The organism is Planktothrix sp. PCC 11201 (assembly GCF_900009135.1).
Taxonomy (GTDB): domain Bacteria; phylum Cyanobacteriota; class Cyanobacteriia; order Cyanobacteriales; family Microcoleaceae; genus Planktothrix.
This window is the reverse complement of record NZ_LT797693.1, coordinates 221443-235576: the sequence shown is the minus strand read 5'-3', so window position 1 is coordinate 235576 and position 14134 is coordinate 221443. Positions and strand designations below refer to the sequence as shown.

The 14134-nt window shown below is 41.4% G+C and carries 10 protein-coding genes; 4 read left to right on the top strand and 6 right to left on the bottom strand.

Going from position 1 to position 14134, the window contains the following annotated elements; translation table 11 throughout:
- Positions 1 to 4 precede the first annotated feature (4 nt).
- Together PL11201_RS05825 and PL11201_RS05820 are read left to right on the top strand one after the other, a co-directional pair.
- Positions 5 to 1705, top strand: a complete 1701-nt coding sequence (locus PL11201_RS05825; protein ID WP_079677651.1) for an ABC-F family ATP-binding cassette domain-containing protein — start codon at positions 5 to 7, stop codon at positions 1703 to 1705.
- A gap of 79 nt (positions 1706 to 1784) precedes the next feature.
- A complete protein-coding gene (locus PL11201_RS05820; protein WP_079677650.1) occupies positions 1785 to 2432 on the top strand; it encodes a Uma2 family endonuclease in 648 nt (215 codons plus the stop codon).
- Positions 2433 to 2605: 173 nt separating this feature from the next.
- On the opposite strand, the gene dprA is transcribed toward PL11201_RS05820, so the two are convergent.
- Complete coding sequence (gene dprA / locus PL11201_RS05815) at positions 2606 to 3736, bottom strand: DNA-processing protein DprA (RefSeq protein WP_079677649.1); 1131 nt, start codon at positions 3734 to 3736, stop codon at positions 2606 to 2608.
- 102 nt (positions 3737 to 3838) lie between these two features.
- Here dprA and PL11201_RS05810 point away from each other — a divergent pair, with 102 nt between their 5' ends.
- Positions 3839 to 5512, top strand: coding sequence for an L-lactate permease (locus tag PL11201_RS05810; RefSeq protein ID WP_079677648.1), 1674 nt, complete (start codon positions 3839 to 3841; stop codon positions 5510 to 5512).
- Between the two features lie 117 nt (positions 5513 to 5629).
- On the opposite strand, the gene PL11201_RS05805 is transcribed toward PL11201_RS05810, so the two are convergent.
- A complete protein-coding gene (locus PL11201_RS05805; RefSeq protein WP_234996621.1) occupies positions 5630 to 7786 on the bottom strand; it encodes an O-linked N-acetylglucosamine transferase, SPINDLY family protein in 2157 nt (718 codons plus the stop codon).
- A gap of 139 nt (positions 7787 to 7925) precedes the next feature.
- Here PL11201_RS05805 and PL11201_RS05800 point away from each other — a divergent pair, with 139 nt between their 5' ends.
- Positions 7926 to 8774: a hypothetical protein gene (locus PL11201_RS05800; RefSeq protein ID WP_079677646.1), complete on the top strand. Its 849-nt coding sequence runs from the start codon at positions 7926 to 7928 to the stop codon at positions 8772 to 8774.
- Positions 8775 to 8798: 24 nt separating this feature from the next.
- Here PL11201_RS05800 and PL11201_RS05795 read toward each other — a convergent pair whose 3' ends face one another.
- From PL11201_RS05795 to PL11201_RS05775, 4 genes are all read right to left on the bottom strand, one after another.
- A complete protein-coding gene (locus tag PL11201_RS05795; protein WP_079677645.1) occupies positions 8799 to 9341 on the bottom strand; it encodes a pentapeptide repeat-containing protein in 543 nt (180 codons plus the stop codon).
- Between the two features lie 113 nt (positions 9342 to 9454).
- On the bottom strand, positions 9455 to 11203 hold the full coding sequence (gene crtO, locus PL11201_RS05790) for a beta-carotene ketolase CrtO (RefSeq protein WP_339394351.1): 1749 nt from the start codon (positions 11201 to 11203) through the stop codon (positions 9455 to 9457).
- Positions 11204 to 11239: 36 nt separating this feature from the next.
- A complete protein-coding gene (locus tag PL11201_RS05785) occupies positions 11240 to 12412 on the bottom strand; it encodes an RNA-guided endonuclease InsQ/TnpB family protein (RefSeq protein ID WP_079677643.1) in 1173 nt (390 codons plus the stop codon).
- A gap of 528 nt (positions 12413 to 12940) precedes the next feature.
- Positions 12941 to 13960 carry a DnaJ C-terminal domain-containing protein gene (locus PL11201_RS05775; protein WP_079677642.1) on the bottom strand — a complete coding sequence of 340 codons (1020 nt, stop codon included), beginning with the start codon at positions 13958 to 13960 and terminating at the stop codon, positions 12941 to 12943.
- Positions 13961 to 14134 lie beyond the last annotated feature (174 nt).

The following is a 14134-nucleotide window of genomic DNA, read 5'->3' as shown; positions in this document are numbered from 1 at the left end:
GGCAATGTTACGGCTTGAGCATATCAGTAAAATTTATTCTACAGGTTTAGTTCTTAAAGATGTGAATTGGGAGGTTAAACCGGGCGATCGCGTTGGTTTGGTCGGGGTAAATGGGGCGGGAAAATCAACGCAATTAAAAATTATTGCGGGAGAAATGGAACCGACTTCGGGGGAAATTATTCGTCCAGCAAGTTTGAAAATTGCCTATTTAACCCAAGAATTTGAAGTCAACCCCACCCATACGGTGCGGGAGGAGTTTTGGACAGTATTTGAAGCCGCTAATCAAATTCAAGAATCCTTGACCCAGGTACAACATGAAATGCAAACCGCTACCCCAGAGGAGTTAGATCAATTAATCAAAAAATTAGATCGTTTACATCGAGACTTTGAAGCGATTGGGGGGTATACCTTAGAATCTCAAATTGAGAAAATCTTACCGGAAATGGGGTTTGAGTCGGAAGATGGCGATCGCTTAGTCAGTGCCTTTAGTGGCGGTTGGCAAATGCGTATGAGTTTAGGTAAAATTTTACTCCAAGAACCGGATTTATTATTATTAGATGAACCGACAAACCATTTGGATTTAGAAACCATTGAATGGTTAGAAGTTTATCTTAAAGGCTTAACAACGCCAATGGTTATTGTTTCCCACGACCGAGAGTTTTTGGATCGTCTCTGTACCCAAATTGTGGAAACAGAACAAGGAGTTTCTAAAACCTATTTAGGGAATTATTCGGCTTATTTACAACAAAAAGAAGAAGCTGCATTAGCTCAATTAAGTGCCTATGACCGTCAGCAAAAAGAGTTAGAAAAACAACAGGCTTTTGTAGAACGATTTCGAGCTAGTGCCACCCGCAGTACCCAAGCTAAAAGCCGAGAGAAACAACTGGATAAAATAGAACGAATTGAAGCCCCCAGTTCTTCTTCTCCGACCCTAAAATTTCGATTTCCGGCTGCGGTGAGAAGTGGTCGAGAAGTCGTCAATATTCAAGATTTAACCCATTTTTATGATAACAAAGTTTTGTTTTTAGGGACGGATTTATTAGTGGAACGGGGCGATCGCATTGCCTTTTTAGGGCCGAATGGTTGCGGAAAATCTACCCTCCTGCGTTTAATTATGGGTTTAGAAGAAGCCACCGAAGGCAAGGTTGGTTTAGGAGAACATAACGTTATTCCCGGATATTTTGAACAGAATCAAGCGGAAGCCTTAGATTTAGAAAAAACCGTTATGGATACCATCCATGATGAAGTTCCCGAATGGAAAAATGAAGAAGTTCGGACTTTGTTGGGACGGTTTTTATTTAGTGGAGATACGGTTTTAAAACAGGTTAATGCGTTAAGTGGAGGGGAAAAAGCCCGGTTAGCCTTAGCAAAATTATTACTCCAACCGGTGAACTGTTTAATTTTAGATGAACCCACCAACCATTTAGATATTCCCGCTAAAGAAATGTTAGAGGAAGCAATCCAACATTACGATGGAACAGTTTTAATTGTTTCCCATGATCGGTATTTTATTTCTAAAGTTGCTAATAAAATTGTCGAAATTCGCGACGGAGAGTTTCGGGTTTATTTAGGGGATTATCACTATTATCTCGATAAACTAGCGGAGGAGAAAGAACAGGCACAGTTAGCCAAATTGGAAGCGGAGAAAGCTGCTAAAAAGGCGGCTAAGGATGCCAAGAAAAAAGCAAATAATAAACGAAAATAATATCCTCACCTAAGATGTGGGATAGGTTCCGAGGATTAATATTAAGCAAACAGCCCAGGAATTAACACAAGGCAAAAACATGAGTGTAACTTTTCCTATTCAAGCTATTAAACTCACTCCGGGTAGCCAGATTACTATTTCTAACCTGTCCTGGCAAGATTTCGAGCAGATTTTGATTGACTTAGGAGAAAAACGCAACAGTCGCGTTACCTACTACCAGGGAACCCTAGAAATTATGTCCCCTTTGGCACTACATGAACGTCCCCATCGGATTATTGCCGATATCCTTAAAACGATTCTTGATATTCAAGGGCGGGACTGGGAGGATTTTGGTTCAACGACCCTCAAACGTCCACCCATTGGCGGAATAGAACCTGATACCTGCTTTTATATCGAAAATGCCCAACGGGTGCAAGGTTGTACCAACTTAGATTTAAAACAGTATCCACCGCCAGACTTAGCAATAGAAGCGGATGTTACCTCTAAAACGACTTTAGATGTCTACGAAGCCATCGGAGTTCCTGAAGTTTGGATTTATCGAAATCAACAGTTAAAAATTTACTTACTTTCTGCTCAAGGTTACACTGAAACTGTTAATAGTCCTACCTTTCCTGAATTATCCCTCACGGAACTTATTCCCCAATTAGTTCAAAAAGCAATTGATGCAGGAACTAGCAAAATGTTACGAGAATTAAGAACGGAAACAGTCATCAGTCATCAGTTGTAAAAAACTACCTGAAATTAGTGTTACAGATAGGTAGGGAACAGGGAATAGGGAACAGGGAATAGGGAATAGGGAATAGGGAATAGGGAATAGGGAATAGGGAATAGGGAATAGGGAATAGGGAATAGGGAATAGGTTTGCTGGATTTAGAAGTATCCTAACTGTAATGCGTAGCGCTATAATCTTCGATATCGCATCCCTGGTAATTGTTCCACTAATTCTAATAATTCTAATTGTAATAATGCTGCTGATACATTGCCAGCATCTAAATTCAGATTAACAATAATTTGATCAAAAGCCATAGGTTCCGATGAAATAGCCTGCAATACTTTAGATAATTCAGGGTCTAAATCGGGTATAGATTTTGAGGGTTGAACCGGAATTTCAAATAAAGATAATTGTTGGGGTTCATCTAAAGGTGGTATTGCTCCTAATTGTTCCAGTAACTCGTCTAAATCAACCGGAATTAAACTCGCCCCACCATTAATTAATTTCAAACACCCCTGAGAATTTTGATCATCCAAACGACCGGGTAAAACATAAACATCTCGACAGAATTCATTAGCAACATGAGCCGTAATTAATGCCCCGGATTTTTGGGGAGCTTCCATCACAAAAACGGCTCGACTTAACCCCGCAATAATCCGATTTCGTTGGGGAAAATGACTGGGATTCGGTTTAGTTCCCGAGGGATATTCACTGACTAATAATCCTTGATTAATCACCGCTTCACAAAGTTGACGGTTTTCCTTGGGATAGGCAATATCTACCCCAGTTCCTAACGCTGCAATGGTTCGTCCTCCGACCTCCAAACAACTGCGGTGAGCTTGGGTATCAATTCCCGCCGCCATCCCCGAAACAATCGTAAATCCTCGACGGGTTAGGGTCGTACTAATTTGACGAGTCCAACGACACCCATATTCCGTGGGAGTGCGGGTTCCCACGATCGCCACCGTCGGAGTAATCCCCTGATTTTCCTGGGTTTCAACCCTTCCCCGATAATATAAAACCGCAGGAAAGGTGGGAATTTCTAATAATAATCGGGGATATTCGGCATCGGCAGGAGTCCAAAAACAGGGGTTTTTAGCGGTATGTTGTTCTAATAATTCTTGGGGATTAATTTGCGATCGCTGTTGAACAATTTTCTCGGCTTTTGGCTTGCCAAAACCTTCAACTTCTATTAACTCATTAACCGTTGCTTTCCAGGCAATTTCTAATTCTTGAAAATGCTGTTTAAGACGCTGAATTAATATAGAACCTAACCCATTAATCTGTGACCATGCTAACCAGTATGTTCGTTCTTTCACAAAAAATAGACTCCTCTATTCTTGATCAATAGCTTGATTCTCTTACCTAATAATGCTACAAGATATTTAACCTAAATTAGTGAAACAAATATTAGTCATTCTATGGAATTATTTCTCTACTCATTACTCGCCTTTGCCCCAATTTTAACCGCTTTTTTTCTATTAGTTGTTGCCAATCGTCCCGCCACTCAAGCGATGCCCGTAGCTTATGTTGTAACAGCCGCCCTGGCAATGGTGATCTGGAAAGTTCCCTTGGTTCATGTTGCAGCATCAACGGTGGAAGGACTAATCGTTACCCTGGAAATTCTCTACATTGTATTTGGTGCAATTCTATTACTCAATACCTTGCAAGAGTCCGGGGCGATTAGCAAAATCCGCCAAGGATTATTAGGGATTTCCCGCGATCGCCGAATTCAAGTAATTCTGATTGCCTGGTTATTTGGTAGTTTTATCGAGGGAGCTTCCGGTTTTGGAACACCCGCCGTGATTTGTGTACCCCTGTTGGTAGCGATTGGATTTCCCGCCATGGCCGCGGTTATGGCTGCACTGATTATTCAAAGTACACCATCGGCCTTTGGTGCCATCGGAACACCAGTTTTAATCGGAATTAACAATGGATTAGAAGGGAGCACCGCCGTAGAGCAGGAAATTGCCCGTTTAGGGTTAGATTTCTCCGATTATATCGGCATTATTGCAGCCCAGATCGGACTGATTCAAGGAGTGATTGGGGTTTTCATGCCCCTGCTGTTAATTGGGGTGGTGACGGCCTATTTTGGAGATGCCAAATCCTGGAAAGACGCCTTACCTGCGGCGGGGTTCGCCCTATTTGCCGGACTCGCCTTTGCCATTCCCTATGCCCTGACCGCCATCTTCATCGGGCCAGAATTTCCCTCCCTGATGGGCGGTTTGGTGGGAATGTTGATCGTGATTCCTGCTGCTAAGAAAGGATTTCTCAAGCCGAAAACCCTCTGGGATTTTCCCGAACGCGATCAGTGGTCACCAGCTTGGCTGGGAACGTCCACGCCAGAAATTTCCCAGACCACGGTTCCGATGAAAGCCCTGCAAGCCTGGACACCATACCTGCTTTTAGGGATTTTGCTGGTGCTGTCCCGGTTGCGAGTCCTGCCCTTGCGTCGGTGGTTGCAATCTGTCCAAATCCCATTTTCTAATATTTTGGGGACGGAGATTAGTATTTCGGTTCAACCCCTGTTTCTTCCCGCCACTCTATTTATTGTGGTGGTGATCATCACCTACTTCTTACATCAAATGAAGGGGGAGCAGATACAAAGAGCGATCGCCCAAGCCCTACAAAAGTTACTGGGAACGGCTTTAGCGATTGGGGCTTCCGTACCGATGGCGAAAGTATTTATTAACTCCGGTGTGAATAGTTCGGGACTGGCCAGTATGCCCCTAACTTTAGCCGATGGGATTTCCCAGCTAGTCGGTCAAGTCTGGCCATTCTTTGCCCCAGTGATTGGGATGATCGGTTCTTTTGTCGCCGGAAGTACCACCGTCAGCAACATGATGTTTTCTTTGTTTCAGTTCGGGGTGGCAGAACAGAGTGGCCTCTCGACATCGGTGATTCTAGCCCTACAATGTGTGGGGGCGGCGGCGGGTAATATGCTGGCTGTCTCTAATATTGTGGCTGCGGTGGCTACGGTGGGATTGATTGGGCGCGAGGGGATTTTGTTACGTCAGTTACTCCTACCCGTGACTTTTTATTTAATATTTGCGGGATTGATTGGTCTGGTTGCTGTGTTTATTCTGGGGTTTTAAATAGATCAGTGTTATATTTGACATCCAATTCATCGTAGGGGCAAGGCGCGCCGTCCCCCTACAGGGGAATATAGATATTTTTGGGGATTAATAATCACCGCGAGTCCTTTTGTACAATCAATTTTGAACAATTAATTGTTGTAAAACATCATACAAATTCTGAGCAAATTGTTGAGGATTCCAAAGAGCAGCCAAAGATTCAGATTGCTTAGATTGAATTAACTTTTCTTGAACTAATGTTCTCAAAACCCGATCCTGACCGAAACGCACCCCCCAGTTAATATAGTCCTTCCAAGACTCAGCAATGCCTTCTTCAATTGATAATCCTTGTAAAAAAGAATAACCCATCCTTGATAAAAATTGTTCCCCTTTTCGAGTCACCACAGGAACATTAAACCAAAGCGCTTCTAAACTATGAGTCCCGCCATTATAGGGATAGGAGTCCAAGAAAACATCCGCAATAGCATAAACTTGACGGTGTTCTTCTTCCTTGGGAAAACGCGGCAAGAATTTAATCCGATGTTTCCCCACTCCCAACTGATCACAAACTTGACGATAGGTGGAAATTACCACTTCTTGATCCGCCAAACCCTTATAAATTAAAATACTATCGGGAACTTGTTTGAGAATTTCGACTTGAGCTTTAGCTAATTCAAAATTAAATTTCCGACCCGACGCCACACATAAATAAACAATTTGATCCGAACTAATTCGATGGGTTTGTCGAAATTTAATTGGATCAGTTTCAACTCGGTTAAACCCAGAAACTGCCATAAAGGAATGCGGCATTTTTAACAATTGTTCGGTGTAATATTTTTCCGTCCCTTTGGGATGGGTAAATTCATCCCCTAAAAAATAAGTTTGATTAGAGATTTGCAACGCATCAAATCCCAACCAAGAGATACAAATAGGAGCGGGTTTCTGATAAAAAATATCCCCATGAATTGGTAAACTCAAAGCATCTAAATCCAAAATAATATCAATTTGATCATTAGTAATTTCTTGAATAATTTCTTCAGGTGTTGGTAATCCATTCGGATAGTATTTAGGGATGAAAAATTTATTGGCGATCGCTTCAAATAACGGAGTCCGATCATCCACCTGGAGACGATCCGTACAATAAAGATAGAGTTTAACTGGTAAATTCGATAACTCCCGCAACACATCCAAACTACACCAACCCACCGAATGACGATTAAAATGGCTGGATAAAATTCCAATTCTTAACGGAGAATGGGGAAATGTAGCTGGAATAGCATCAGAAATATTTTGATATTTGGGTTTGAGAATTTTCTCAATATATTTTTTAGTAATTCGATGATGGAGCTTAATATTTTTATCCAAATCATCCCTTAAATAAGGCATACTAAAAAGTAAATTAGAATAGAGCGATTTAATTTCTACTACAGTCGTTCGATCTAATTTAGAATACAGTTGGGATTCCAATTTCAAAAACCTATCCTTAGCGATATGATTTAACCCCGAGACTTGATAGGTGCTAATGCTATAAATTGCCGCCATAATCGGGTCAATTTCACGACAACATTCTACATACCGATCCACCGCTTGACGGGCGGCAGCTAAATTACTACTATCACGATAAATGCCACATAAATGTTGATGAGCTAAGGGCAAATTAGGTTTAATTTCCAGGGCTTTTTGTAATAAAGGAATTGCCTCTTTATATTTCCCCTGATGTCGTAAAACCATCCCCATTTGACCATAGGCTTCAGCAAAATCTGGCCTCAACTCAACGGCTTTTTGCCAAAGGGCGATCGCTTCTTCAATTTTTCCCTGAAACGCCAATTGATTCCCTTGATTAAATAGAAGATCAGCCCCTCCCAATTCAGGATTTAAGACTAAGGCGCGTTGCTCTGAAAGTTGAGCCTCCTCGTCCTGTCCTAAATGTTTTAAAACTTGAGCTAAGTTCCAATGGACGGCGGCTAAATCCGGCTGTAAATCGACCGCCTGACGATAACTATTAATCGCTAATTCCAGTTGTCCTTGTCGATAAAACATACTCCCCAAATTAACATGAGCTTGGGCTAAATTAGGGTTAATTTGTAATGCTTGTTGATAGGATCGAATCGCCTCTGGAATTTGACCCTGGGCTTGATAAATATTCCCCATGGTCACATAGGTTAGTGACTCATTCGGCTCGATCGCGATCGCTTTTTGACAGGCTGCGATCGCTTGTTCATAAAATTTCTGAGCATAATAGGTTTCCGCCAATTGTATCCACCCTTGGGGACTATCAGGCTGTATTGCGGTCAACGGATCAGAGGATTGATTCGGATTCACGGACATTAGGACGGTGCGATGAAGGTATCACCTATAATTTTAACGGCTAACGGGATCAATAGTTTATGATTTTAGCCTGTTGATTGAAGATTTTATCTATTCTCTATTGCCCATGTTATTAATCATCACAATTGTATTAACTGCGATCGCCCTAATTCTATTATTCACAGCCTTAGAAACCCTGTTATGGTGGTATACTTGGCAGCAACAATCCCCCACCATCCCAACCGCAACCCAACCCTGGGAAACGGCGTTAGTTTTCATTACTGGAATTAGTAACTATACTCAAGAAAGTTTAGATCCAGAGCAAATCGAATTGATTAATAAAATTAGCCAAGTCTATGCTATTGATACTATTATTGCAGAACCTTTCCCCTGGAAACATTTTTCTAATAAAACCTTAATAATCTTTAAACTTTGGAATATTTTATATCTCAAAACCCTACCTTTCTGGGTGATGTCTTTGCATAACTTTTGGCAAACCGTTTTAATTTTAGGATTCACAAATTACTATGGAAAAGATATTGCTCACTGTCTATTAAACCGCATCGGTTTACCCAAATCAACCCATAGTCAATTAATATTTTTATCTGGAAGTACCGGGACAGGAATGGCTTTAGCCTCCCTACCCTATTTAAAACAATATCTTCCCCGTTGTAAATTGATGATTATTTCCTACGGAGGTGTGTTTGGATTATCTCCCGGGTTAAATGATGTTGATCAGTTTTTTCATCTATTAGGAAATCAAGATTATTGGGCAAAATTAGCTAAAATAATATTACTAAATCGAGGAAATATTCCAACTGCTTTTACAAAAGCACAGGCAGAAAAACGCTTATTGATAGTTTCTACCGGAGAACATAAACATCTGGATTATTTAAGCGATCGCTATTCACAAAACCAACTTAAAACCAATCTCCAATTAACATTAGAAACTATTTTTAGTTTAAAAATATTATAAGAATTTTTTACCTAAAGTTTTAATTTAATTATTTTCCTCTGATTCTGATAAAATAGCCGACTTAGTATCACTTTTAATCAGGGTAGTTTCGCTCAAATCAGTTCCCACCAAATTCGCTTGATTCAAATTAACAGCAAATAAAATTACCCCTTTTAAATTAGCACCTTTTAAATTAGCACCATCCAAATCAGTATAAATTAACTTAGCCCCCCTTAAATCCGCCCCCCTTAAATCCGCCCCTTTCAAATTGGTTTTAAATAACTTAGCACAGGTTAAATCTGCTTTCCTTAAATCCGCATAAATGAGTTTAGTACCTGATAAATCAGCACCACTTAAATTCGTTTGAATTAAGTTAGCAAATAAATGAGCATTAGTTAAATCTGCCCCACTTAAATTCGCGGATTTGAGATTAGCTTGCCACAGTAAAATCCCTTTTAATACAGCCCCCCTTAAATCAGCCCCTTGCAAATTCACACCAATAAAACCTCGTTTTCCAGCCGCATAACGGTCTAATAATTCCCGGGGACTCATTAATATAGAATTAGCACTGGTTTCAGGTGGCTTCATAACATTTGGGGTGATAAATTGCTAACTGTACCTCTGTTATAGCAGGGAATTGGAACAATCAAAAAGATTAATCTAGCCATCTTGTTGATCTCCTCAATTCTTCCAATACGGCCTTACCTTAATCGACTCCAGACAGACTTGAGAGTATTTTGAGTCTGCTTTAAAACCTGATTTAGAGGTTTTTGAGCCTGGAGAAATACCCGAGCGCAATTGCGACCGGGCATCCCGGAAATTGAACCGCCTGGATGAGTCCCTGCACCCGTTAAAAATAAACCTTGAATGGGGGTTGTATAATTAGCTAATTCGGGCAGGGGACGGAAAAAAATCATTTGATCTAAGGTCATATCAATATGATAGCAATTACCTTTATAAGATCCTAAACGTTCTCCTAATTCTGCCGGACTTTCTACCCGACGGGCTAAAACTGAATGCTTGATATTTGGAGCGTATTCAGCAATTTTATCGAGCACCCGATCCGCTACCTTATATTTTAACTCATCCGTCCATCCGGTTCCATTTAACCCCGTTCCTTCGGCTCCTGCTATTTGATAGGGGGCAAAAAATTCAATCCATAAGGTGTGTTTTCCTTCAGGAGCCATGGAGGGATCTAAAACCGTGGGCACAACTAAATAAACCGACGGATCTTGATCGGGAATTTCCCCCACAGTACATAAATTATGGGCTTTTTCCACATGATTCACCGAATCAGCAATTAAAACCGAGCCCATTAAATAGCTATCTTGATGATTATAACCCTCAAATCGGAGGGGTTCGGATAAAGCACAATCAATTTTAAGAATAGTTTCATTATTATTAATAATTTTCCGTTCTAATCTTTCTCTTAAATTCGGATCAGCCGCATCAATATCCGTCGGGTCAACACATTGTAAAAATAAACGTCGAGCATCAATATTAGAAATCACACCCCGTTTAGCCCGATATTCTTGATGGTCTGACACCCTAACCCCAACAGCACGACCGTCATCAATTAATATTTTTTCTACCGGAGTTTCTGTTAGGATAACTCCTCCCAAATGTTTAACTAAATTGACCAACGCTTGAGTTAAGGCCCCTGTGCCACCCCGAGGGCGAGACATCCCAGGGTCATGACGCATGGCTAACATACTCGCCCCCACAGAAATGCCTTTTTGAGAGGGAGGAGCACCGATTTCAGAGGCTAATCTCGCCAAAGGTGCTTTGACAATTTCCGTATCAAACCATTCATTAATTAAATCCTCTGGACTAATTAACATAGTTCTGACAAAATCTAAGATTTTATCCGTTCCTCCTAATACGGCTAATAAATCCATCAAAGAATCTCGATCAAAGTTTTTAGCAATCTCAATAATTGCCGTCGGAGGGGCATTAAATAAAGGACTAACCGCACTCATTAACCTTTGCCAATATTCCACAAATTCCTGATATTTTTGAGCATCTCTTTCGCTATATCGGGCAATTTCCGCACAGGTTTTTTCCACAGAGCGATGGGCTAAAAAATACCGTCCATCGGGGTGCGGACAAAACACCACCGGGTCACAATATAAATACTCTAAGCCATATTTGGTTAATTCTAATTCCTGTACCACCGGGCCAAGATGGATAAATTCATGATCAATGGCACAGAGGTTAAACTTAAATCCTGGAGCGTCTTCTGCCATGACTTCTTCCGTTGTGGCCGCACCCCCGGGAACGGAACGTTTTTCTAATAGTAAAACACTATATCCGGCTTTGAGAAGATAGGCTGCACAAACTAACCCATTATGGCCTGCACCAATGATAATCACATCATAAGTAGACATAAAAAACCAATTATTGATCACTTTGTTGAGTGTATCAACAGATTGGAACTTTCTATTTGACATCCTCACCGCCGTAAAACGGACGGTGATTCCTAAACTTCACAATTTAGGTTTCTGCTTCTTAGCAGTTGCCTTCACAGATTTACTCTGTTCAGGTCTTACACTCGCTCCACAGACTGACACGGCCAGCCCGGCCGCCAAAATATTTTTACTGGCGTTAAGATCTCGGTCATGGTGAGTCCCACAGTTGGGACAGTCCCATTCTCGAATATTTAACGGCATTTTTTCCACAATATGCCCACAACTACTACACCGTTTTGAACTAGGAAACCACCTATCTATTTCGATGTAGTTTCTCCCATACCAACGGCATTTATAGGCTAATTGTCGGGTGATTTCTCCCCAACTAACATCGGCTATTGCCTGTGCCAATTTGGGATTTTTGACCATATTCTTGACCGCTAAGTTCTCAACCACAATCGTTTGGTTTTCACGGACTAATTGAGTCGTTAGCTTGTGTAAATGGTCTTTTCTGGTATCGGTAATTTTTGCGTGAATTCTAGCTACTTTAATTCTCGCTTTTTCCCGATTCTTTGACCCTTTCTGTTTTCGAGACAGACTTTTTTGTGCCTGACGTAATCTCTGATAATGTTTTTTAAAATGTTGAGGATTGGCTATTTTTTGCCCGTCACTCGTAATTACAAGCCTACTAATTCCTAAGTCAATTCCTATGGCTTTATCTGTTACAGGTAAAGGCTTAATGGTTGGGTCATCAAATCTTATTGAAATATGCCAACGTCCCGAAGGATGTAATCTGACGGTTACGGTACTCGGTTCACAATCTTTTGGAATTTGTCTTGACCATCCAATCGCTAAGGGTTCTAAGGATTTCGCTAAGTAGATTTGTCCGTTTTTAAACTTAAAAGCAGACTTAGTAAATTCCGCACTACCTCCTTGATGTTTTTTCTTAAAATTAGGATATTGAGTACGACCAGCAAAAAAGTTAGTAAAGGCTGTTTGTAAGTGTCTTAATCCTTGTTGTAAAGGGACACAACTTACCTGATTTAAAAAGTCTAAATCTTCCTGTTTTTTCCAATTAGTTAACATTGAAGACGTTTGACTATAACCTATTCTTTCTTGCTTTTCATACCATGCTTGAGTTCGTTCATGGAGTGCCTTATTGTAAACTAATCTTACACAGCCTAACGTGCGTCGCAATAGCGACTCTTGTTCAGGTGTAGGGTAAAATCGGTAACTGTGTGCTTTTTCCATATCTCACATTCCAGCACATAGTTGGTGAAAATGGGGAGATTGTGTTTAAATTAAATTTAAAAGCCGTCCTCCGCTATCGCGGCATGACGGGGTTTCAAACCCAATTTTCTGATGATTCCTATTCCCTGCTATCTGAAAAAAAAGTGTAGGGGTGAATCGGATTTCACAAAAACGGGAATTCCGACCTTGTTTGACTTTAACCCCTACTTACGAACCCGCTACCACATCTTCAAAGAGCGATGCCACCAGATTGAGTCTATATTCGGTTCCCCTGAATTACTAAAGAGGATTTATATAATCTCAGAGCTACAGGATACATCTCTCTGCTACTGTGCGCCTATTATGGCAATATTACTAAAGTTTGAAAATCTATAAAGTTAACAAGTTTGATCAGTAAAATTGCTGACTTTGAGGCTTTCAGAGCTTAATATGCACATTTTGTGTGTTTTGTCAAGATACAAAAGTAAGCATTTTTTGTATTTATGTCAATAAAAATCAAAAAATTTACTCCCTATGGCCTATTCCCCTTCAGAGCTTAATGTCTTTTAAACTATTGCGGGGATTAAACGTGCGACTGGCACGAATTTTCTCATAATATTCCCGTTCACTGGGACTCATTTCTTTGGGTGGCACCACAATAATTTTAACTAATTGATCCGTGCGACCGCCCCCTTTTGGTTTTGGCCATCCTTTGCCCCGTAATCGTAGCGACTGTCCCGAACGAATTCCGGCGGGAATATTCATTGTGACCATCCCATCGGGCGTCGGAATTTCAATTGATGTGCCTAAAACCATTTCATCGGGCGTAACCGGGACTTCACAAACTAGATTATCCCCGTCAAATTGAAAAAAGCTATGGGGTTGAATTTCCACTTTCAGGTATAAATCCCCCCGTTGTTGACTGTAGGGGTCAAGTTGACCTTGGCCTCGAACCCGAATCCGGCTTCCTGGCTTGACTCCCGCCGGAATCGTTACCTCCCCGGTGGAATAGCGTTTCTGCACCCCATGAAAGGCTTCAGCCAGAGTTAGGGTAATAATTGCTTCCGTATCCGCAACTGACGGAGGATTGCGAGGGTTAAATCCCGAGGCAAAATCATTACCGTAGGGACTCCCCCCAAATCCCGAAGGGTTTCCCGTTTGAGTCCGATAGGAATAACTACGACTGCTACTACTTCCGGGTCTAGCTCCTGTACCCGTGGCGGCACGACCTAAAAGACTATTAATAAAATCATCAAAACTGTTAAATTGACTAAAATCAAATCCGCTAACGTCTTGACCCGCACCCGCACCACCTGGCCAACCTGTGGCCCCGGCTTGATTCCAATATTGACCAAACTGATCATATTTGCGGCGTTTATCGGCGTCGGATAACACCTCGTAGGCTTCGTTGACATCCTTGAAACTCGCCTCAGCTTGTTTATTCCCCGGATTCATGTCGGGGTGATATTTGCGGGCTAGTTTCCGATAGGCTTTTTTGATATCATCGGCCGTCGCGGTTTTATTGAGTCCTAAAGTCGTGTAGTAGTCTTTATAGTCAGTCGCAGACATTCTTCCCCTCTCCTCAATACAGTGATCCCTAGGCTACTCGTTGTTGGATAGTATGCTCCCTAACCTATAGGGTATCAAAGTTATTAACAGGATTACGTTCGGTTGTTGCTGATTTTGCGATCGCAATTTCCGAACCTGGGGAGCAGGGGAGGCAGGGGGAGCAGGGGAAGTAGG